General features: G+C 52.9%; 15 protein-coding genes. All 15 read left to right on the top strand.

Annotation, left to right across the window (positions count from 1 at the left end):
- Positions 1–36: 36 nt before the first annotated feature.
- A complete protein-coding gene (locus AK95_RS26580) occupies positions 37–1410 on the top strand; it encodes a class I SAM-dependent rRNA methyltransferase (RefSeq protein ID WP_071222928.1) in 1374 nt (457 codons plus the stop codon).
- A gap of 305 nt (positions 1411–1715) precedes the next feature.
- Positions 1716–5246: a helicase-exonuclease AddAB subunit AddB gene (gene addB, locus AK95_RS26585; protein ID WP_071222929.1), complete on the top strand. Its 3531-nt coding sequence runs from the start codon at positions 1716–1718 to the stop codon at positions 5244–5246.
- Positions 5247–5251: 5 nt separating this feature from the next.
- The gene (addA, locus tag AK95_RS26590; protein WP_071223066.1) at positions 5252–9367 is read left to right on the top strand and encodes a helicase-exonuclease AddAB subunit AddA; all 4116 of its coding nucleotides are present in this window, start codon (positions 5252–5254) and stop codon (positions 9365–9367) included.
- 50 nt (positions 9368–9417) lie between these two features.
- A complete protein-coding gene (locus tag AK95_RS26595) occupies positions 9418–10596 on the top strand; it encodes an exonuclease SbcCD subunit D (protein WP_071222930.1) in 1179 nt (392 codons plus the stop codon).
- On the top strand, positions 10597–14046 hold the full coding sequence (locus tag AK95_RS26600) for an AAA family ATPase (RefSeq protein WP_071222931.1): 3450 nt from the start codon (positions 10597–10599) through the stop codon (positions 14044–14046). It begins immediately after the preceding gene.
- A 272-nt stretch (positions 14047–14318) separates the two neighbouring features.
- Positions 14319–14678: a histidine triad nucleotide-binding protein gene (locus AK95_RS26605; protein ID WP_071222932.1), complete on the top strand. Its 360-nt coding sequence runs from the start codon at positions 14319–14321 to the stop codon at positions 14676–14678.
- Positions 14679–14862: 184 nt separating this feature from the next.
- Positions 14863–15036, top strand: coding sequence for a 30S ribosomal protein S21 (gene rpsU / locus AK95_RS26610; RefSeq protein ID WP_005547957.1), 174 nt, complete (start codon positions 14863–14865; stop codon positions 15034–15036).
- A 16-nt stretch (positions 15037–15052) separates the two neighbouring features.
- Positions 15053–15493: a GatB/YqeY domain-containing protein gene (locus AK95_RS26615; RefSeq protein WP_006209020.1), complete on the top strand. Its 441-nt coding sequence runs from the start codon at positions 15053–15055 to the stop codon at positions 15491–15493.
- A 259-nt stretch (positions 15494–15752) separates the two neighbouring features.
- The gene (locus tag AK95_RS26620) at positions 15753–17114 is read left to right on the top strand and encodes an NfeD family protein (protein WP_071222933.1); all 1362 of its coding nucleotides are present in this window, start codon (positions 15753–15755) and stop codon (positions 17112–17114) included.
- Between the two features lie 94 nt (positions 17115–17208).
- Complete coding sequence (gene floA / locus AK95_RS26625) at positions 17209–18210, top strand: flotillin-like protein FloA (protein WP_071222934.1); 1002 nt, start codon at positions 17209–17211, stop codon at positions 18208–18210.
- Positions 18211–18228: 18 nt separating this feature from the next.
- On the top strand, positions 18229–18798 hold the full coding sequence (locus tag AK95_RS26630; protein ID WP_071222935.1) for a hypothetical protein: 570 nt from the start codon (positions 18229–18231) through the stop codon (positions 18796–18798).
- A gap of 194 nt (positions 18799–18992) precedes the next feature.
- The gene (gene yqfC / locus AK95_RS26635; protein ID WP_071222936.1) at positions 18993–19286 is read left to right on the top strand and encodes a sporulation protein YqfC; all 294 of its coding nucleotides are present in this window, start codon (positions 18993–18995) and stop codon (positions 19284–19286) included.
- Complete coding sequence (gene yqfD, locus AK95_RS26640; protein ID WP_071222937.1) at positions 19283–20476, top strand: sporulation protein YqfD; 1194 nt, start codon at positions 19283–19285, stop codon at positions 20474–20476. Before yqfC ends, yqfD begins: the two co-directional genes overlap by 4 nt.
- A gap of 6 nt (positions 20477–20482) precedes the next feature.
- A complete protein-coding gene (locus tag AK95_RS26645) occupies positions 20483–21454 on the top strand; it encodes a PhoH family protein (RefSeq protein WP_071222938.1) in 972 nt (323 codons plus the stop codon).
- Between the two features lie 14 nt (positions 21455–21468).
- Positions 21469–23769 carry an HD family phosphohydrolase gene (locus AK95_RS26650; protein ID WP_071222939.1) on the top strand — a complete coding sequence of 767 codons (2301 nt, stop codon included), beginning with the start codon at positions 21469–21471 and terminating at the stop codon, positions 23767–23769.
- Positions 23770–23771: the final 2 nt, after the last annotated feature.

Here is a 23771-nt window from a genome sequence, read left to right on the forward strand (position 1 = left end):
TGGAATGGCCAGGGATAACTTAAGGAGTGAAATACAGTGCCATCGGTAATTTTGGAGCGCAGTCGAAAAAAGAGACTGGAGCAGGGGCATCCCTGGGTTTATAAAAGCGAGATTGCCTCTGTTGAAGGTGAACCCAAGCCGGGGGATATCGTATCGGTACTAAACCATCAAGGCCGTTTTCTCGCCTCCGGTTATTACAACCCGCAATCGCAAATCACCGTACGGACCGTTTCGTACGAGCCCGTTGAGACGATGGACAAGGCTTTTTTCGCCGCCAGGTTTCAGGAATGCCTGAAACACCGGGAACGGTTTATCGGAGATGAGAACGCCTACCGGTTGGTATATGGCGAGGCGGATTTTCTGCCGGGGCTGATTGTGGACCGGTTTGATGACGTACTGGTCATGCAGCTGCTGACGCTGGGTATGGATCGCTGCCGTGAGGACATCGTCAACGCGCTTATCGAGGTAGTCCAGCCGAAAGGAATCTATGAACGAAGCGACGTATCCATCCGGGAACTGGAAGGGCTGGAGCAGCGCACGGGTATTCTATACGGGGAATGTCCTCGCCACGTCACGGTGATGGAGAACGGCCTAAAGATCAAGGTCGATATCGAAGAAGGCCAGAAGACCGGATATTTCTTTGATCAGCGCGAGAACCGGGCATCCATTAAACCGTTAATGAACGGTTGGGGAAGCCGCAGCGGGATCTCGCTCCAGACTGTGGAACGAGACGGTGAGAAGAAGACCTTACCGGTGAACAAAAGCGGAAAGGAAGTTACTTTTCCTTATTGGGATGGAGCCACGGTGCTGGAATGCTTTTCGCATACGGGCAGTTTCACGCTGCATGCCTGCCTTTATGGCGCCAAGAAAGTGACCTGCCTTGACATATCGGAGCATGCCATTGAAAGCGCCAAAGAGAATGTGGAATTGAACGGATTCCAGGATCGCGTGGAGTTTGTAGTGGACGATGCCTTCCAATATTTGCGCAATCAGGTAAAAGGGCTGGAGGAACGCGAGTTGCGTGCGCAAGGGGATCAAAAAGTGGATACCTCCAAACCGCTGACCGCAGGAGGCGGACGTTCCTGGGATGTGATTATTCTGGACCCGCCTGCTTTTGCCAAAACCAGGTCTGCCGTCAAAGGGGCTTGCCGCGGATATAAAGACATCAATCTTCATGGCATGAAACTGGTGAATGAGGGCGGTTATTTGGTTACGGCAAGCTGCTCGTACCATATGCGGCCGGATTTGTTCCTGGAGACCATTCAGGATGCGGCAAAAGACGCCGGAAAAATTCTGAGACTCGTGGAATGGCGTGCGGCTGGCAAGGATCATCCGCAAATTCTCGGGGTCGACGAGGGGCATTATTTAAAATTTGCCGTGTTTGAAGTGCGCAGCAAATCGAAACTTTAAAGTGCAGCAGCACGGTAGAAGCGAAGGATCTTGCCATGGTGGGTGAACCACGTGGCAGGGTCCTTTTTTGTATGCCCGCAATAATTTGGAATGGGAATGAAATCCAAACGTATGTTCCATCAAACGTTACTTATGCTATACTAGTAATCAGCATCTTTTTTGATAGAGAACGAACCAAGACGTGGATTTCACATGAATTTTGATAGATTTGACCAATAGATTCAAGGGTATGATTTCACCGGACAGGCAGTTGTTTTGGAGGGTGAAGGAGTCCTTTTCGCCAGACGATGTAAAGGAGGCATAGCATGAGCGTTCAATTTATTATCGGCAGGTCGGGCAGCGGTAAGAGCACGTCGATCCGCCAAGAGATGATCGAGCGATTGGAGCAGGATCCCAAGGGGAATCCGATGATACTGATCGTTCCCGAGCAAGGTTCCTATGAAGCGGAGCACGCACTCGTTAATGCGGGAGGCATTCGCGGGATGATGCGCGCGCAAGTGCTCAGTTTCCGTCGACTGGCTTACCGTGTCATGCAGGAAACCGGCGGGGCCGCGAAGGTAGCGATCAGCGAAGAAGGAAAACGCATGCTGCTGTACAAAATTTTGCGGAGGCGCAAAGAAGAGCTCCAATTGTTCGGTGCTTCGGGAGAGCAGCATGGTTTTGTCGGTAAGCTGAGCGAGCTGTATACGGAAATGAAGCGCTATTGCATTGACGCTGCCTGCATGGAGGAGCAGCTGGGACAGATGCTGTCAGGCTCTGGGAATTCTCCGATGCTTCGGCGCAAGCTGGAGGACATCGTTACGGTTTTCCGCGATTTTGAGCTTGAGATTTCAAGGTTCTACATGGATGAGGAAGATACGCTGGCCTCATTGGCAGAGGGCGTGACCCAATCGGAGTATATCAAGCGCGCGGACATTTGGATCGATGGCTTCCATGGCTTTACGCCGCAGGAGTACCGGGTGCTCCGGGAAATTATGACGCATGCCAACCGCGTAACGATTGCGTTGACACTGGACAAGCCTTATACGAACGGGAATGTTCCGCATGAGCTGGATCTCTTTCATCCTACCGCGGTGACGTACATAAAGCTTGAAGGCATTGCCGATGAGATGGGGTTGGATATGGAGTATCGTGTTCTACAACCCGATGTTCTTCCGCGGTTTCAAGAATCCCCTCTGCTTGCCCATCTCGAGCGCGGTTATGATCGGAAGAAACGTTGGACGGAAGCTGCCCGGGACGGAGTTACAGTGAGCCATCCGGACGGCAGCAGGGCAGGTCTTCTTCTGCATGCTGCGAGTCACCGCCGGGCTGAAATTGAAGGGGCTGTACGCGAAATGGTGCGTCTCGCCCGGGAAGAAGGAGCAAGATACCGGGAAATGGCCGTGTTTGTCCGGAATATGGGAGAATATGAGCATCTGATAGGTCCTTTGTTCAGGGAACACGGCGTTCCTTATTTTCTGGATCAGAAGCGAAGCGAGCTCCATCATCCGCTGGTCGAATTTATTCGCTCTGCGCTGGATATCATCGGACGCCGCTGGCGTTATGAGGACGTATTCCGCTGCGTGAAGACGGATCTGCTGCTGCCGCTGGACGGATCGCTTACCCGTGAGGACATGGACCGTCTGGAGAACCATGTGCTGGCTTCCGGAATCCAGGGCACACGCTGGACGGATGGACGCCCCTGGAAGGGGATTCCAAGTCTCTCATTAGAAGATGGAGAGAGTGAGGTGCGAAATCCGCATGGGATGCAGGCGATTGAGTATGCCAGAAAGGTGATTACGGAGCCGCTGTATGCGTTTGAGAAGCGGATGAAGAAGGCAGCGAATGCAATGGATCAGAGCACGGCAGTCTACCGGCTTTTGGAGGAAACCGCTGTTCCTGAGAAGCTCGAGCTGTTAAGCCGCGCTGCTCTGGATGCCGGGCGTCCTGAGGAAGCAAGGGAGCATCGCCAGGTATGGGGGGCCGTGCTTGACCTGCTCGATCAGATTGTGGAGATGATGGGTGCGGAGAAGCTCAGCACCGAATTGTTCACGGGCGTGCTGGGTACGGGACTTACGGAGATGAAAATGGCTCTGGTGCCTCCTTCTCTGGATCAAGTGCTGATCGGCAGCATGGATCGGACACGGACGGGCGGGGTGAAATATGCTTTTCTGCTCGGCATTAACGATGGAGTTCTCCCAGCCCAGTTCCAGGACGATGGGATCCTGACAGAACCGGAGCGTGTTCAGCTCGAAGACCGCGGCTTGGAGCTTGCTCCAAGCATATCCCGCAGACTGCTGGATGAACGGTTCCTGATTTATAATGCTCTGACTTCGGCCAGTAATCAGCTGTGGGTCAGCTATCCTGCGGCGGACGATGAAGGCAAGACGTTGCTGCCATCCGAGGTCATCCGCCATTTGAAGCTGATGTTTCAGATGGAAGAGGTCCCTTTGTTTCCAAGACCGCATGCCGGGCAATCGGCCAGCGAGCAGGAGCATTATGCAGCCCGTCCGGATAAGACGCTTGCTTATTTAACGGGTCGCCTTCGTGACTGGAGGAATGGCGAGGAGATTCCGGACTTTTGGTGGCATGTGTACAATTGGTATGCGGAACAGCCGGAATTAAGGCCGCGTCTTTCTTCGATGCTCTCGTCCTTGTCTTACCGAAATGAAGCCCGGCCGCTTAAGCAGGAAACCAGCAGGCAGTTGTACGGAACGAAGCTGCGGACGAGCGTGTCCCGGATGGAGCGCTTTGTTGCGTGTCCGTTTTCCCATTTTGCCTCCCATGGTTTGAAGCTGAGAGAACGGCAGTTGTACCGTCTTCAGGCTCCTGACATCGGGCAGCTGTTTCATGCTGCCTTAAGCAGCATGGCCGTGAAGTTTCAATCACAGCATCGAAGCTGGGGAGACTTGAGCGCGGAGGAATGCCTGCGCGAGGCGGAAGCAACGGTCGATCGGCTTGCTCCCATGCTGCAGGGTGAAATTCTATTGAGCTCCAAGCGATACGGATATATTTCGCGCAAGCTGAAAAACATCGTGGGCAGAGCGTCCGTAATTTTGGGCGAACAAGCAAGGCGCGGCAAATTTGAGCCGATCGGTCTCGAGCTCGATTTCGGTCCCGGGAAGCCGCTGCCGCCGCTGACGTTTGAATTGCCGAACGGGGTCAAGATGGAGATTGTCGGGCGGATTGACCGGGTCGACATGGCACGCGGAGAGCATGGGATCATGCTCCGGGTCATTGATTATAAATCCAGCCAGAAGGATCTGCGATTGCATGAGGTCTATTACGGGTTATCCTTGCAGATGCTGACCTATCTGGACGTGCTGCTGACGTTTGCGGAGGACTGGCTCGGCGAGCAGGCCTTGCCTGCGGGAACCTTGTATTTCCACGTTCATGATCCAATCCTGCAATCCGCAAACGGCATGACGCCGGAGCAGGCGGCAGAGGAGCTGCTTAAACGATACAAAATGAAGGGCCTGCTGCTGGCAGACCGCGAAGCGGTTTCCCTCATGGATTCGTTCCTTGAAAAAGGGCACTCGGCCATTCTGCCCGTCGCCGTCAAAACGGACGGCAGCTTCTACAGCAGCGCGGCCGTGGCAACGCCTGACCAGTGGAAGACCTTGTTGTCAGCCGTGCGGGAGAACATGCTGAATATCGGTTCCAGAATTACGGGAGGCGATGTCGCGATTGTGCCATACCGGATTCAGCAGGAGACAGCCTGTACGTACTGTTCCTTCCGGCCTGTATGCCAGTTTGACGACGCAATAGAGGGCAGCGAATATCAGCTGCTGGGTAAACCGGGTAAAGATCAGGTTTGGGATATGCTTGGACATCCGAAGGGAGGAGAGAGCCGGTGAGAGAGATGATAGCAAAACCCGAGGGCAGCATGTGGAGTGACGACCAGTGGAAAGCCATCGCGCTCTCGGGCGATGACATGCTGGTTGCCGCTGCGGCTGGTTCAGGGAAGACCGCCGTGCTGGTTGAACGGATCATTCGCAAAATTCTCGACGATTCCGCGGGGTTCAGTGTTGACCGGCTTCTTGTGGCTACGTTTACCAAGGCAGCGGCTGCCGAAATGCGGGGACGGATCCGGGAAGCGCTTGACCGTGAGCTGGACCGGGATCCGGACAATGAGCATATCCGGCGACAGCTCGCTTTGCTTGGCAGGGCGTCGATTACAACGCTGCATTCCTTTTGCATGGAAGTCATTCGGCGATATTATCAGTTAATACCTCTGGATCCGGGATTCCGCATTCTGAATGAACATGAGGCGGATTTAATGCGGCAGGATTTGCTGGAGGAGCTGTTCGAAGAGAAATACGGCGAGGCCGAGGACGATTCGGAGAGCCGTTTTGTAAGATTGGCGGACTGGTTTAGCGGCGAGCGAACAGATGACGCGCTGTACCGACTCGTGCAGCGTCTCTACGATTTCTCCCGCAGCCATTCTTGGCCGGCACATTGGCTTAGGGAAACGGCTGCCGGCTTCCAGGTGCAAGATACGGAGGCTCTTGGGCAAACGCCATGGGTTCAAAGCATATTGGCGGATGCGCGGTTGGCCTTGAATGGAGCAGCCGGGTTGCTGCAGCAAGCCAGGGCGATCGCCATGCAGCCGGGAGGTCCTGCGCCGTATGTCGACAATCTGGATGACGACTTGCGCCTGGTCGCCTCCCTGCTCGAGGCCATCGATATTTCGCCGTGGGAATCGTTGTACGGCATTTTCCGCGAGGCGTCTTTCGGCAAGCTCAAATCCGTTCGGAAGGATGAGGTGCTGCCGGAGCTTCAGGAACAGGTTAAGGAACTGCGCGATAACGTGAAGAAAATTGTTAACGAGTTGAAAAGTGCATTGTTTGGCCGTCCGGCATCGGAGTTTTTACAGGAACTTCACACGGCAGCGCCGCTGATGATGGAGCTGGCCGAGACGGTTATCGCTTTTGGCGAGCGATACCGGGAGGCCAAGGCAGCCAAAGGCATGGTCGACTTTAACGACCTTGAGCATTATTGCCTCCATATTCTTCGCCACCCCGATTCCGTACCGGGCCATATGATGCCTTCCGATGCGGCGATGGAATATCGCGAGCAGTTTGATGAAGTGCTGCTCGACGAATATCAGGATACGAATAGCGTACAGGAAGACATTGTGCGATTGATCTCCCGGGAAATGCCGGGTAACCGGTTTATGGTCGGAGACGTGAAGCAGAGTATTTATCGGTTCCGCCTGGCGGAGCCGGGACTGTTTCTCGATAAATATAAGACGTTCTCTTCCGACGCGAGCACGGCTCAAGCCGGCATCCGGATTGATTTGGCCCGTAATTTCCGCAGCCGGATGGAAGTGGTGGATGCCGTCAATTTGCTGTTCCGGCAGATCATGAATGAATCCGTAGCCGAGATTGCCTATGATGCCAGGGCTGAGCTTGTATGCGGGGCTTCCTTTCCGGAGCAGGAGATTCAGGATGGCACGAATCCTTACATCCCTGAATTGCTCCTGATCGATCGTGCCGGAAAAGGTGCGGAGGAGCAGTCCGAAGACTCGGCTTCCGAGGAAGACGGGGCTCCTCTTGAGGTTGAGGCGCTTGAAATGGAAACCGCCCAGCTGGAGGCTCGCGCCATTGCCCGCAGAATCCGTGAGATGACAGGCGAAAGCGGGAAGCCGCTCATGGTGTACGATAAGGGACTGAAATCGATGCGGCCCGCGGGGTACGGGGACATGGTTATTTTGCTGCGCTCAGCCATGGTATGGGCACCGTTAATTATAGAGGAGCTGCGTCAGGAAGGAATTCCGGCGTTTGGCGAGCAGAACAAAGGATATTTTCAGGCGACGGAAGTGGAGATCATCTTATCGCTGCTGCAGGTGATTGATAATCCCCGGCAGGATATTCCCCTGGCTTCCGTATTGCGCTCGCCCATCCTCGGATTATCCGAGGAAGAGATGGCACAGGTACGCCTGTGTGCCAAAGGGACTTATTACGATGCGCTTCAAGCGGCAGTCGCGTTAAGCAGCGTCCCGTCGGTCATGGATTCGACGCGCCCTGTGGGCTTTGTGGATGGCAAATGGACCCCAGGCGTAGAACTGGAAGGCTTGGCTGAAGCAGCAGCAGGTCATGAGCTTGTGGTTGGCAGCTTTCTTTCGGATGCTCCGCCATCAGCCGAAGGTCAGAATATCGAAATATCCCCGGAGCTTGGCTCAAAACTCGGATTGTTTATGGATCGGCTTCAGCGCTGGCGGCAGGAAGCCCGCCAAGGAAGTTTGAGCGATCTGATCTGGCGAATTTACAGTGAAACCGGCTATTTGGATTGGGTTGGCGGTCTGCCCGGCGGCAAGCAGCGTCAGGGCAATCTGACTGCTTTGTATGACAGAGCCGTGCAGTATGAACAGGATACAGCCTCCAGAGGTCTCTTCCGCTTCCTGACCTTTATCTCCCGGCTCCGGGAGCGAGGCGGGGATCTCGGCACGGCCGGCGGTACGGAAAGTCAGGGCAACGCGGTGCGCTTGATGACCATCCACAAGAGTAAGGGGCTGGAATTCCCGGTTGTTTTTGTTGCGGGATTATCCAAAAATTTCAACCAGCAGGATTTGAATTCCCCTTTCCTGATGCATAAGGAGCTAGGCTTTGGACCGAAGTTTGTGGATGAAGGCATGCGCGTTAGCTATCCGACGCTGCCTAATCTGGCGATCCGGCGCAGGTCACAGCTGGAGCTGTTGGCTGAGGAGATGCGTGTGCTTTACGTTGCTCTTACCCGGCCTAAAGAGAAAATGATCCTGGTCGGCACGGTGAAGGATTTGCCGAAGAAGGTAACTGCGTGGGCACAAGCCGATTTTAACCCGGAGCTTCTTCTGCCGGATTACGTTCTTGCCCGGGGCCGGAGTTACTTGGATTGGATCGGTCCGGCCGTGATACGCCATCCATCCGCGGGTGTGCTCCGCGAAAAGGCGGGATTATCCGGGGAGACGAGCTCACGCGTGTTGGGGGAAGATCGATCGCAATGGATATTTTCGATCGAGACGCCGGAATCCTTGGCGCAGGGCATGACCGGCATTGAGGAAGACACGCGGGCGGATAGCGACGATCGGATGAATAAGCTGAGTGCCCTGCGCAAGCTCGAGCCGATTGTTCCGGTGGCTGGTATAGCCGAAGCGGAAGATAAGGGTGGGGACGATCAACGTGCAGGCATCTATGAGCGTTTGTCTTGGAGTTATCGATATGAAACGGTTAGTCAAATTTCCGCCAAAACGTCCGTAACGGAGATGAAGAAGCTGCTTGCCTTACAGGACAGCCCCTCCCTGGATCTGCTTCAGGAGCAGGCTGTACAACGTCAGAGCAAGGAAAATATCGGGGGAGACGCTTCCTTCACACTGAGCTTGCGGCGGCCGAAATTTATGGAGTCAACGAAGCTGACACCCGCGGAACGGGGAACCGTGTATCATACGATCATGCAGCATGTGCCTCTTCAACGACTGGAGGGAGCTGCGGAACCGACGCCGGAGATCGAAGACACGATCCGCTATCTTGTAGAAAAAGAAATCATAACCGGTGAGCAGGCAGCCGCGGTAGAAGCTCAGGAGATCAGCGGCCTTTTTGATTGCGAGGTAGGGAAGCAGCTGCTGACTGCAGAGGATGTCTGGCGCGAGATGCCGTTTTCATATGCACTCCCGGCAGCTGAAGCTTATCAAGGGCTCGCTTTCATGGACCAAATCTCGGACCAAGCGGCCCAAGCAGCCCCGGATGTGCAGCTTCTTCAGGACGAAACCGTCCTGATCCAAGGGGTTGTGGACTGCCTGTTCAGGCATAACGGAAGACTTGTGCTGCTGGATTATAAAACAGACCGGGTGCTGGAACATCGCGGGGGCGTTACGGCCTTGGCTGAGCAGTACCGCTTTCAGCTGGATCTATATGCGAAGGCCTTGGAGGATATTTTAAGCGAGACCATTCATGAAAAATGGCTGTACTTTTTTGATGGGGGACATGCCGTTCAACTCTAGCATTTCTATTGATTTTATGTGCAAGTTTGAAGCGGGAGAGGAGATTAGCAATGCGTATTTTGCATACCGGAGACTGGCATCTGGGGCGCACGCTCGAAGGGCGGAGCAGGCTTGCCGAGCAGGAGCGCTTTCTGGATGAGCTGGTTAAGCTGGCAGACGAAGAGCAGGCCGATCTGATCCTTATGGCGGGGGACGTCTATGATTCCGTAAATCCGCCTGCGGCGGCAGAGCAGTTGTTTTACGACGCGGCCGCCAGGCTTACGGAAGGGGGGCGCCCTATGGTGGTCATTGCAGGGAACCACGATCAGCCAGAACGGGTTGCGTCGGTCACGCCGCTTGTTGCAACCAGAGGCATAACGCTGATCGGGACACCTATTGCCGATGCGGTCACTGTTGCAGCGGCACGTACCGGAGAAACGGCCAAGATTGCGGCACTCCCATATCCGTCGGAGGCCAGGCTCAATGAGCTGCTTTCGATCGATGGAGATGAGGATCAGCTCCGCCGTGCCTATAGCGAGAGAGTCGGACAACTGATGAGGAAGATGGCGAAGGATTTTTCTCCGCAGACGGTCAATCTGGCCATGAGCCATATCTATGTGCTTGGCGGCGTCGAGAGCGATTCCGAGCGACCGATTCAGGTCGGTGGAGCGTACACGGTTGACCCGTTGGCACTTTCTGTAGGTGCATCCTACACGGCCCTTGGCCACCTGCATCGTTCTCAGGCAGTAAAAGGGGAGGAGATCATCCGCTACAGCGGTTCACCGCTGGCCTATAGCTTCTCGGAAGCGGGACAGGCCAAATCGGTGACCCTGGTTGACGTATCGCCAGGAGGAGCCCCCGTGATCGAGGAGCTGTTTCTTAGCAGCGGCCGCCCGCTTGTTCGCTGGAAGGCCAAAGGCGGCCTGGAAGAAGTGTATCGGTGGCTGGATGAGGGGCGTGATCCTGAAGCATTCATCGATTTAGAGGTATCCCTAACAGAGGCCATGGGGCTTGCCGACATTCAGCGACTACGAAAGAGCAGGGACGGCATTGTTCACATTCGTCCGGTTTACCCGGAGATGGAGGCGCTGGAGCTGGAGAGCGAGCGCTCCCGGCTGCCGCTGCCGGACCTGTTCCGAAAGTTCTACCAGCGGCAAACCGGCGGGGCGGAGCCCGAGGATCATCTGGTCGATTTGTTTCTGGAGCTTGTAGAGGAAGAGGAGCCTGACGGGACGGAGGTGAAGTCGTAGATGAAACCGATCTTGTTGAAATTATCCGGACTGCAGAGTTATCGAGAACCGCAGGAGATTGATTTTGAGACGTTGTGCGAAACCGGACTCTTCGGTATTTTCGGACCGACGGGAAGCGGGAAATCCACACTGCTGGATGCTATCACTTTAGCCATGTACGGAAAGGTGGAGCGTGCGGTTAACGGAACCCAGGGCATCATGAACCATTCGGAGGACAGCTTGTCCGTCTCTTTTACGTTTGAGTTGTCATCCGCTGCCGGACTGGAGCGATACCGGGTAGAGCGCCGATTCAAACGGGTCAATGAGCTCTCCATCAGCAATACGGTGAGTCGATTTATCCAAGTTACCCCCGATGGGGATCAGGTGATGGCGGATAAACTGGCCGAAGTCACCCGCTGCGTAGAAGAGAAAATCGGACTTAAAATGGATGATTTCACCCGTGCGGTCGTTCTTCCTCAAGGCAAGTTTGCTGAATTCCTCTCCCTGAAGGGGAGTGAGCGTCGGCAGATGCTTCAGCGGCTGTTTCATTTGGAACGGTACGGAGACCAGCTTGCGATCAAGCTCAGCCGCCGCGTGAAGGATACAGAGGGTTCGCTGAAATCCGTCGAAGCCGAGCAGCAAGGGCTGGGCAGTGCAGGCAAAGAAGCTCTGGCGGAAGCGACTACGGTGCTGGAGGATGCCAAGAAACACGCGGCGTCATCACGGAATCTTCTCCAGGCCGCCATTGAAGCCCATGAAGCTATGGGGAAAATCCGTGAGTTGGATATGGAAAAACGTCGACTCCAAGGGAAGCTGGATGAACTTGCCCTTCATGAGGAAGAGATGAAGCAGCTGGAACGACGGCTTGAGCTGACAGGGGCGGCAGCCGCTGTTCTTCCTGCGCTTGAAGTTTGGCGCGAATCCGGCAAGGCCTGGGAATATCGGAGGCAAATTGCCGAAGGACTCACCGCGCAAGCCGCATCCGCTCAGAACGCGGCGGAGCAAGCCGTCAAGGCGGATGAAGCTGCCCAGGCAGCCCTTCGGGCCGAGGAGCCGAAGCTGGTGCTTCGGGAGCAGCAGCTGGAGCAAGCTGTTTTATTGCAGCGGGAACGTGACGGATTACGTGAAGAACTGATTAGGCTGGATGCTCAGCGAGTGGACGCACGCAAAGAGCTTGATGGAGTAACTGCCCAACTGCAGAAGGAACAGGAGCTGCTCGAACGGGGGCAAAAGCGGCAGGAGGAGCTGCAGACCAAGCTGAAAGGGCTTGAGATCCGCTCTGGTGAGCGCCAGGCGCTTCATATGGCGATGCAGAAGGTCCAAGCTCTTGAGTCAGCCGGCAGACGGAAGCAAAAGGCTGAGCTCGAGTTAAAATCGCAGGAGAGCAAGCTGAAGGAGCAAGAAGCAAGCCTTATTGCCCTGCAGAAGCAGGAGCAAGAATTGCAGCGGAACTACATACAGCTCTCCGTGCAAGCTGACAGCTTGCAGCGTGATGCAGCCGAAGCCTCGTCGTTTGCCGATCGGATGGCGGCTGCGGCAGCTCAGGTAAACCAGGCGATGAGCGACTCGCTTCGCAACAAGCAGCTTCATGCGCTGTCCCTTTCGCTCGCCGCCGAACTTCGGGAAGGAGATCCTTGTCCGGTTTGCGGAAGTGAACATCATCCTCAGCCTGCTGCCTCATCAGGGCACCCTGAAGATCATCTCGATGAGACCTTGAATCAGCTGGTACAGATCATTCATCAGATCCAGGAGGCCAGATTAACCCTGCGGGGGCAACTGAATGAAGCGGAAGCGCTGGCAAGCCAAACGCGTTCGCAGATTGAGCCGTATGCAGATGACGAGCTGCTTGCCGTCAAACTAGCCGGGCAGGAGCAACAAGGATGGATGGAGGCAGCGGTGTCAACGATACCAGCCGCTGATAAAACGTACGATGTAGAAAAGCTGGCTTCAGACACGGCATGGCTCATAAAAGCAGCCGAAACCCAGGCTGCAGCCATCGGGCAATGCCGCAAGGAAGCGTCCAAGGTACAGCAGAGCCTCTCCACATGCCGGCAGGAGCTTATGAAACAGAGCGCCGCGCTTGAGAATGGTCAAATGACTTGGAACCAGCTTCGGGATCAGCTGGAAGGACTGGAAGCTGAAGCTGAAGGCATTTTAACCTCCTGGCAGGAAGTTAAGCCGGACTTCTCTCTGGAGGAGGCAGCCGGCCGTTTTCAGCTCATGCAAGAGAAGGATGCGGAAGCCGAGTCCATAAAGGAAGGGCTGGAGCGCAGCGTTCCATTTATTGAGGAGAAGAAGCAGGCCGTCCTTCGCTTGGAGCAGCAGCTTCGTGAGCTGGAGAAGCAGCTGATTCAATGGGATGCTCAGCGAGAGGGAAAGGCGGATGGACTGAAGGATAAGGTAGAGCGTCTCCGGGCATGGATCGGCGACCGGTCGGCTGAAGAGCTGCTCGGTGAATGCCGGACCAGAGCGACCCTGCTGAAGGAAGCTGCTGAACAAGCCAGAAGCGAGTGCAGGAAGGCAGAAGAGAAGGCTCAGCATGCAGCCAAGGAAGCGGCTCTTGCAGAACAGGCTGAGAGATCTGCGCAGGAGCAGCATCAGGCTGCCAAGCTTGACTGGGTGAACCAGCTGGCAGCCTCACCGTTCGCTACGGAGCTTGCCGTCCTGGAAGCCTGTTTAAGCGCGGAAGAAAGTGAACGATGCGCACAGTTAGTGAAAGCCCATCGGGAAGGACAGCGGGAATGGACGCTGAGGCTTCGCGACGTCGAGCAGAAGCTTGGTGCGAGCCCTTTTCATGAAGAAGAGTGGGAACGGTGCACAGCCGAGCTTCAGGCGGCCCGTACAGCCGATGAGGAGGCCCTTCAGGCGAGAGCCCGAGCCGAGCGTGACTTGGAGGACCTGAACAAACGTCACATCCGGTTTATGGAATTGGAAGAGCAGCGTCTTAACCTTCAACGAGAGAGCGAGCGCTTGTCCAAACTGCAGTCCTGCTTGCGCGGAAACGCATTTGTTGAATATATTGCGGAAGAACAACTGATGCAGGTGAGTCAGTCGGCTTCCCAGCGTCTTCGTTATTTAACCAAGCAGCGCTATTCGCTTGAGGTGGATTCCGGTGGAGGCTTCGTCATTCGGGACGATGCCAACGGCGGCGTCCGGCGTCCGGTATCCACGTTATCGGGCGGCGAGACATTTCTGACCTCATTGGCCTTGGCTTTGGCACTCTCGGCACAGATTCAGCTGCGCGGGCAATATCCGCTGCAGTTCTTTTTCCTCGACGAAGGGTTCGGTACGCTGGATCCGGAGCTGCTGGAAACGGTCATCACCGCGCTTGAGCGACTCCATACCGATAAGCTGACCGTTGGCATCATCAGTCATGTGCCAGAGCTTCGTGCGCGTCTGCCGCGGAAGCTGGTCGTACGGCCGGCGGAGCAAGCGGGAGCCGGATCACAGCTTGCGATCGAATCGATGTAGCACGGTTGATGTGATCTAAATCACGGAAACAGCTACATGGCGCTGTTATAGTACAGATAAGCCGACATATATAAGAAGCACCGGGCAGGCGCTTGATCATGAGAGACTCCAATCTTTTCCCTTGCTCTCGTGATGAAGCGCCTCCTTACTGGACAGCTGCGTTCCAGTGGTGCTTCTCTTTTTTTTGCGTATGTCTCATTGTCATCTATTGGACGCACTGCCTAATTTCTTATATGATAAAAGCATGTAAACGTATGAAAGGGGTAACCGTGATGGATTGTCTTTTTTGTAAAATCGTAGAGGGGGAGCTTCCTTCCACGAAAGTGCTCGAGAATGATAAGGTGCTTGTATTTCAAAACATTAACCCGGAGGCGCCGGTTCATGTTCTGATTATTCCCAAGAAGCATATCGCATCCATGAACGATATTCAGGATGAAGATTTGCTGTTGATTGGCGAGATGCACAAAGCGGCGAAAGAAGCCGCTGCCAAGCTGGGCATTGCGGAGAGCGGTTATCGATTAATTAACAACTGCGGACCTGACGGGGAACAATCGGTGTTTCATGTGCACTATCATCTGATGGGCGGTCGCCGTTTAGGCGCTTTAACAGGCATTTCGCCCGCGCATACATAACATTAGGCCAATGAAGAAATAGATCAGCCTCGCAGCGGAACGTCGTGGCGGGGTTGTTCCAATTCCTGCGACTATTGTAAAATAGACGCCTAAGGTTGACACCTTATTTCCGTTTGCCCTATAATGAAGTTTGATGAACCGTGTTAATGCTCTTGGACGGTCTGGTCGGAGGGAGGGAAAACTGGTGTCTGAAACTAAAGTTCGCAAAAACGAGACAATTGATGCTGCACTTCGTCGCTTCAAGCGTTCCATTGCTAAAGATGGCGTATTGGCTGAAGTGAAGAAACGCAAGCATTATGAAAAGCCAAGCGTAAAGCGCAAGAAAAAGTCCGAGGCTGCTCGTAAGAGAAAGTTTTAGGAGGATCTGAACTAGCATGAATCTTAGCGAACGATTGAACGAAGATATGAAGCAAGCGATGAAGAGTAAGGACAAGTTCAAACTCTCAACGATTCGAATGGTTCGTTCGACGATAAAAAATCTTGAAATAGATTTGAAACGAAGTTTGGATGACAACGAAGTGCTTGATATTTTTAGTCGTGAAATCAAACAGCGCAAAGATGCCCTCCAAGAATTTGAAAAAGCGGGACGCGACGATCTTGCCGCCGATGCAAAAGCAGAAATTGAGCTCCTAAGCGCCTACCTCCCGGAACAGCTTACTGAAGAAGAAATTAAAGTCATTGTACAGCAGACCATCCAGGAAACCGGTGCTTCTTCAAAAGCCGAGATGGGTAAAGTAATGAGCGCTCTCATGCCGAAAGTTAAAGGGCGTGCAGATGGAAAGCTTGTCAATCAAGTTGTTCAACAATTTCTGTAACAACATAAGTGAAACACCCCTTGTTTTCTCAAGGGGTGTTTTTTCTTTTTATCCGGGGGATGTATTCATGAACCGCCTCTTGGCGATGGTTTTTTCTAAGGATGGGCATACTTTTTGAAACGAAATCGTTTCTGATTCGTAGTAACTACCATATGAGGGCAAGTAGATACATATGCTTATGCAAAAGGCAGGTCGCTGAACCCGTTTTGTCGAAGTATAGGGTACAGATGGCTTAATACGTCGAAAAGGAGGGGAACAGATGAGCAGACCGTTTTGGATCCGCAAAATCCTGACATTCACGGCAGCCGTCGTTATGATGCTGATCTCAATCGGAATGTATGTAGGTCCGATGAAATCCGCGGTGGCTGCTAACATCGGATCGGTGTATGTCATTCCGGTCAAGCAGCAGATCGAGCGCGGCTTAACCAGCTTCATGGAGCGTGGATTTAAGGAAGCCGAGAAGATGGGGGCTGGACTGATCATCCTGGAAATTGATACGCCGGGAGGCCTGGTCGACCAAGCGGGTAAAATTGCATCCTTGATGAAGGCCAGCGATATTCCGATTGTGGCTCACATCACGGGTGATGCCGCATCGGCTGGAAGTTACATTGCGCTGAACGCAGACAAGATTGCCATGGCGGAAGGCAGCATGATTGGCGCGGCTTATATGGTGGATGCCAGGGGGAATCCGATCGAGGATGCCAAGATGGTTTCCTGGTGGAAAACAAGCATGGCGAGTGCCGCTGAAGCTTCAGGTCGAAATCCGGAGATTGCCAAGGGGATGGCTGATCTCAAGATGAAGATGGACCTACCTGAAGTCGGTTTGACGAAGCAACCCGGGGAGATCATATCGTTGACGCATGATGAAGCGCTGAAGACGGGTTATGCGGATACGATTGCGAACAGCACAGAAGAAGTTATCACGTGGATGGACTACTCCACGCAGGACATATTTCGGATGGAGCAGACCTTTTCAGAGAAGCTGGCTACCTTCCTAACGCATCCCGGTGTCATGGCGCTCCTGCTCTTCATCGGTATTGCAGGTGTCATTATCGAAGTGATAGTTCCGGGCTTTGGTGTGCCGGGCATTCTAGGGGTGACCGCATTTGTACTGTATTTCTTCGGTAACCAGGTCGCAGGATTTGCCGGTTGGGAGAACTGGCTGCTGTTTGTGATCGGTATCGTGATGCTGGCGATGGAGCTGTTTGTGCCAAGCTTCGGGATACTGGGCATCATAGGATCAGCCAGCTTGATTGCCGGCGTTGTTATGGCTGCCTACAGCACGTCTCATGTGGCTCTGTCCCTGGGTATTGGGGCGGCTTGTGCTCTGGTGGCTATCATCGTGGTCGCTCTCGTATTTAAGGAACGGGGAATATGGCGGAAGTTTATTCTCAGCGACAGCTTATCCAAAGAGCAAGGGTATATTCCGAATGAAGACCGGGATGTACTTATCGGTCTGGTCGGCACATCGATAACGCCGCTGCGACCAGCTGGAACGATGGAGCTTGAGGGGCGACGCCTTGATGTAGTTACCCTTGGAGGATTTATCGATTCCGGTCGGCCGGTCCGCGTCATCAAGACGGACGGCACCAGAATTGTCGTAGAGGAAGAAAAAGGGTGAACCTCGTCACGGAATTGTGTAGTATTAAATGGGCTAATGTTTAAGCGTTCAAGTGAGAAACGTAAATATTTTAAAAATGGAGGGTAAAGTAAATATGGATGGTTCTTTGATACCAGTACTACTAATCGGGGTTGTCGCGATCATTGTGCTAAGCGTGTTTTTCAGTTTCTTCCCGTTAATGCTCTGGATCTCGGCGATCGCTTCCGGCGTGCGCATCGGGATTATTACATTGGTGGCCATGCGACTGCGGCGCGTAACGCCGAGCCGGATCGTGAATCCGCTCATCAAGGCGACAAAAGCAGGTCTAGGCCTGAATATTAACCAACTTGAGAGTCACTATCTCGCAGGCGGTAACGTTGACCGGGTGGTTAATGCATTGATTGCAGCCCAGCGTGCGAATATTCCGCTCGAATTCGAAAGAGCTGCTGCGATTGACCTGGCAGGACGCGATGTTCTGCAGGCTGTTCAGATGAGCGTTAACCCGCGTGTTATCGAGACACCGGTTGTAGCAGCTGTTGCTAGAGACGGTATTGAAGTGAAGGTTAAGGCTCGTGTTACCGTTCGTGCCAACATTGACCGTTTGGTCGGGGGTGCTGGCGAAGAGACGATTATTGCTCGTGTCGGCGAAGGGATCGTAACGACGGTAGGTTCCAGTAATTCGCATAAAGATGTTCTTGAAAATCCGGATCTGATTTCGAGAACGGTTCTGTCCAAGGGACTCGACGCGGGAACAGCATTTGAAATTCTGTCCATCGATATCGCGGACGTGGATGTAGGCAAAAACATCGGCGCCTACTTGCAGACCGAACAGGCGGAAGCCGATAAGCGTATTGCCCAAGCGAAGGCGGAAGAACGCCGCGCGATGGCGGTAGCCCAAGAGCAAGAGATGAAGGCTCGCGTCGTAGAGATGAGAGCACGCGTTGTGGAATCGGAATCCCAAGTTCCGCTGGCTATGGCTGAAGCGCTTCGCAGCGGCCAATTGGGCGTGATGGATTATATGAACCTGAAGAATATCGAAGCCGACACGCAGATGAGGGGTTCCTTCGGTAAGATGGGTGAGAATAATGACAATTCCGGGGACAACAAAACCAAGTAACGATGAGGTGAGCCTATAGTGAGCTGGTTAATCGAAAACTTTTACGTTGTAGCTGTTATAGGCTTCTTCATTATCTCCGCCCTCGGAAGACGCGGCAAGAACCCTGAGGAGGGGAAAAACCCTCGTATGCCGTCCTTCGGCGGCGAAGGGGATCGTCCTGCAAGACCGGGGCAGCAGCGGCATGAAGCAAGACGGGTACAGACGACTCCGCAAGTCTCCCGTCCAGCACCTGTTCAGGAAAGCACCCGGATCGAGCGGATGGATGAAGAAGAAATGGATACCGGCAACGGATACTCTCTTGAACATCAAGAGATTGACCGAGCCAGACGTGAGGAAGAGATGAGGTCTCGACCTGACAGCATAGATCATAGACTCGAGATGATGGAGCGGGATTTGAACCGAATTCACTCGAATTTGAACCGGATGACCATCGCATTACCTGAAACGGTTGTCGAAAGCCGGGATGAAGATCATGAACAGTCCAGGGGCAGTGGATCGTTTCTTGCAGAACAAGCTCGAAACGGCATTGTTTGGGCCGAAATTCTGGGAACTCCGCGTGCCAAGCGCCCCATGAATCCTCGTCGTTAACTTGGCGGATTCATAAGGGACATTCGACCCGATTACTTGAATAAGATATGCGTAAAGATACAATTCATAGATTCATAGAAGCAGGAGACCGCCTTGTCAGATTTTTTTGACGGGGCGGTCTTTTTACTTTTGATCTCATAAAACGGCTTCCTGGGGCATAAGGTGTACAGTACAGGAAGGGGGAAAGTCTCCATATGTCCCGCATCAGCCGCAAGCTGCAGAAATGGACCCAAGAGATGCTTGATTTGCCACAGGACCTGTTATTTGATTTGCCGCGGTTGACCCTGATTGGCAATAAAGAGCTGCATATCGAAAATCATCGCGGAGTCCGGCATTTTTCCGAGGAACGACTTGTGTTGTCTTTAACGCAGGGTTCTTTGGAGATTTCGGGGACCGGACTTGCGATTCAGGCTATTCAAAGCCATGAAGTGACCATCATTGGCACCATTCATCATATTCAATACATAGGAACGGGGGAGAAACCGTGAAAATTCCGACGATGATCCATCTTCGAGGATATTTGAAGCTCGCTGTTCGCGGTGAGCATGTGGAAGCATTCATCAATTCATTGGCGGAGGCGGGGATTCCGGTTTGGGATGTAACACCGACAGGGGCCCACTCAGCAGAGCTTAAGCTGCTGCTGAAGGATTTCAAAGAGCTCCGGCCGCTGTTAAAACGGACAGGCTGCCGTACGCGGATCAAGGGGCGTTACGGATACCCCTTCAAAGCTCGCCGTCTGTTGATACGCAAAGCGTTTGTTATCGGCATTGTTGCGTTTTTTATGATCCTGCTCACGCTTTCCTCGATGGTGTGGAACGTGGAAGTCGAGGGGAATGAAACGATCGCTTCGGAAGATGTGCTTGATGCGGCCAAGTTGGAAGGCATTTATCCGTTTCAGTGGATATTCAAGCTGCAATCGATGGACAAGCTGTCCGGAAATATGACCGCCCGCCTCCCGGGGACTTCATGGGTAGGGGTGGAACGCAAAGGGACGCGCATTCGCATCCAGATCGTAGAGGCGGCCGTACCGGAGAAACCGCCGCTCCAGAGCCCGAGGCATCTAATCAGTACGCAGGACGCTGTGATCACCCATATTTACGCCGAGAAGGGGGTCCCGAAAGTAGGGATTAACAGCCGGGTGAAGAAAGGCGACATTCTGATTTCCGGTGTCCTTGGGGACGAGGAAAATTCGGAACGAATTGTAGCCAAAGGGGAAGTGAAGGGCCTTGTATGGCATGAATACGATATCGAAATCCCATTGGTGAAGACCCATAAGGTGTATACGGGGGAAGGAAAGAAGCGTTCGTATATCGTATTTGGCGATCGGGCCGTCCAGTTGTGGGGCTACGGGGATATTCCGTTTTCGCAGCAGGAGACCTTGACCTTCTATGATCCGCTTACGTGGAGGACGCGCGTGCTTCCGCTGGGCTGGATGACGGAAAAAATCATGGAGGTTACCGAGGTGCAGCGGACCATAAGCGAGGATGAAGCGAAAAAAGAGGGAATCGAGGGGGCACGCCGGGATATTTTGGCGAAATATGGGACCGATTCAAGATTTGTAAGCCAAAAAATTTTGCATGATAAGAAAGAGAATGGTAAAGTTTATATGAAAGTGCTTTTTGAGGTGGAAGAGACCATCGCGAAAGAACTTCCCATAGTATACGATCAAGGAGAATGAGGCTATTTGTCACAGCAAACGACCAGCATTCAAATTTTACTTCAAAGCGCGTCAGAAGGTCTGTCGTTATTCGGACCACAAGATACATTTCTTAAATTAATCGAAAAAGAAATTCCTGCGACGATAGATTCACGGGAAGCGGTCATCACGATTCGTGGACAACATCGAAATGTGGAGAGTCTTCAGCAGCTGTTTGAAGTGCTGCTCCAGCTTGTGCGCAACGGCTACATTTTGACCGAGCGTGATATCCTTTATGCTGTAGAACTCGCCAAGGATCTGAGAGCTGATCAATTGCTGGATCTGTACAAGGGCGAAATCACGACAACCTTCAAGGGCAAGCCTATTCGTGTAAAAACCATCGGTCAGAAGCACTATGTGACCACCATCAAAAAGCGGGATGTTGTATTCGGAATCGGTCCTGCCGGAACAGGGAAAACCTACTTGGCTGTCGTTCTGGCTGTTGCCGCCCTGAAGGAAGGTTCCGTCAAAAGGATCATTCTGACAAGGCCGGCAGTAGAGGCTGGAGAGAGCCTGGGCTTCCTGCCGGGTGATCTGCAGGAGAAGGTTGATCCTTATCTTAGACCACTGTACGATGCCTTATACGATGTTATGGGCCCGGATCAAACGGCCAAGGCGCTGGAGCGTGGATTGATTGAAATTGCGCCGCTTGCTTACATGCGCGGGCGGACGCTGGATGATTCATTTATTATTTTGGATGAAGCACAGAACACCACGCCGGAACAGATGAAGATGTTTCTGACACGGCTTGGATTCGGCTCGAAGATGGTCATCACAGGGGACGTGACCCAGATTGACCTGCCGCGGGGCAAGAAATCAGGACTTATCGAAGCTAAATCGATATTAAGCGGAATTGAGGAAGTCGGATTCGTCTATTTTGCCGAACAGGATGTTGTACGTCACTCTTTAGTGCAAAAAATCATCGTCGCTTATGATAAAGCAGCAGAAAACCAAGATTAAAGGGGATTGTCGCAATGGCCTCCAAAGAACCATCGACGGACAAGTCCATATGGGGTAAAAACAGCGGATGGAAATATAGCGTGGCAACACGCTATATTCTGTTTTTGCTGCTTGCTTTACTCTTTTATATCAGTCTAGCATCCAAGCTTTTGCCGGAACGCTATGACATACAGGTCAATACGAAAAGCGAAAAGAATATCGTGGCGCCCGTGCAAATTGAGGATAGCAAGGCAACGCTAAAGGCACAGGAGGCGGCGGCGGAGAACGTCCAGCCGATTTACCCTCTCGTTCCTCTGCGGAATGACGTTCTGGTCACGCAAATCCTTGACCGCATTGAACGTTTGAATCAGGACGTCGATATCAGCTCTGGCGAAAAGGTCGAAATTTATCGTAATGAAATTCCGAGGATGGCTCGAGAATTCGTGCAAAACTTCGTGTCGGCCAACAGCACGAATGAAGCTTACTCCAAAGAGCTGCTTGAAGAAATGCAGCGTGTCATTGATGAACAGACCTATCGGATTCCTGAAGAGACTTTTATTAAGCTGCCGAGACTGACTTCCGAAGAGATTATCGAGATGAAAACGGTCGCCCGGGATATCGTATCCAGGCTGATGCTCAACGAGATCTTTGATGCGCAAACAGCCCGGGCACGGGTTGCAGAGATGGTAAGCACAAGTCGATTGAACGATCGTACCTCAAGAGAAGTTGTTCAAGAGCTGTCTCGACTTGCGATCACCCCAAACAAATTTCTTGACGAAGTAGCGACCAAGGAAGCAAGGGTTGAAAAACGCGAGAATACCGCACCTGTCTTTATTAAACAAGGGGATATCCTTGTGGCTAAGGGTCAACTCATTACACCCGAGATGTATGAGCTGCTTGGTAAAAACGGATTGCTGAAAGATGATATCAACTATTGGCCTGAGTTAGGGGTCTTGTTGTTATCGATCTTGCTGTCCCTCGGCATACTAATGTTCATCCGGCAATCGGATCCCGGTAAATTTAAATACAACAACTCGCAGCTGTTAATGCTGGTACTGGTGTATGTGATCACATTGATCACCATGCATTTGACAGCATTTCTGCAGAGTGATTCCCAGATATATGTGGGTTATCTTGCACCCGTCGCGATTGGCGCAATTTTGGTAACCCTGCTGCTGGAAATCTCGCTTGCCTATTTCAGCGTCATTATTTTCAGCATCATGGCGAGTGTCATATTGAATGTCCAAGGGGAGCTGTTTGATTTCCAATTTGGTTTATTCGCGGCCGTGACTTCATGCGTGGCGATCTTCTCTATCCATCGGGCGAGTCAGCGGTCAACCATGCTGAAGGGCGGCATTATGGCATCTCTCTTCGGCGCGCTGATCGTGTTCATCATGCTGCTGCTCAATAACGATACGTGGACCACGAGTGAAACGCTGTATTCGATCGGTTTTGCGATCGCGGGCGGATTGTTAACGGCCATCCTGGTCATCGGGTTAATGCCGTTCTTCGAAGTCACCTTCGGTATTTTGTCGGCACTGAAGCTGGTGGAATTATCGAACCCGAACCATCCGCTGCTCCGCAAACTGTTGACGGAGACGCCGGGCACTTATCATCACAGTGTCATGGTCGGAAACTTGTCCGAAGCGGCGGCAGAAGCGATTGGCGCCAACGGACTGCTGTGCCGCGTCGGATCCTACTATCATGATATTGGAAAAACCAAGCGTCCGATCTATTTTATCGAGAATCAGAACAATATGGAGAACCCGCATGACTCCATTGAACCGAAGCTGAGCAAATCCATTATCGTTGCACACGCAAGGGATGGCGTGGAAATGCTCAAGGAGTACAAGCTGCCTAAACCGATACGAGATATCGCAGAGCAGCATCATGGCACAACGTTTTTACACTATTTTTATCATAAAGCGGTTCGCCAGGCGGAGGAGCAGGGCATAGAACTGGATTTCACCGAAGATGATTTCCGTTATCCAGGGCCGAAGGCTCAATCCAAGGAATCCGCGATTGTCGGCATAGCCGACAGCGTGGAAGCGGCTGTTCGTTCATTGCGTAAACCGACGGTGGAACAGGTTGAATCGATGATCGAGAAGATCATCAAAGGCCGTCTGGATGACCACCAGTTTAATGATTGCGATTTAACGATGAAGGAACTGGATATTATCGCCAAGACGTTAAAGGAGACGGTGATGGGGATTTTCCATTCCCGGATCGAGTATCCTGAAGATGTGAAGCGTCCCAAGCCGACAGCGCCAAATGGAGATAACCCGACCGCTTCCGAGACATCGGCAACGAGTGAGGAACAGAGAAGGAGCGTATAAGA

This window comes from Paenibacillus sp. LC231, assembly GCF_001860525.1.
Taxonomy (GTDB): Bacteria; Bacillota; Bacilli; order Paenibacillales; family Paenibacillaceae; genus Paenibacillus_AQ.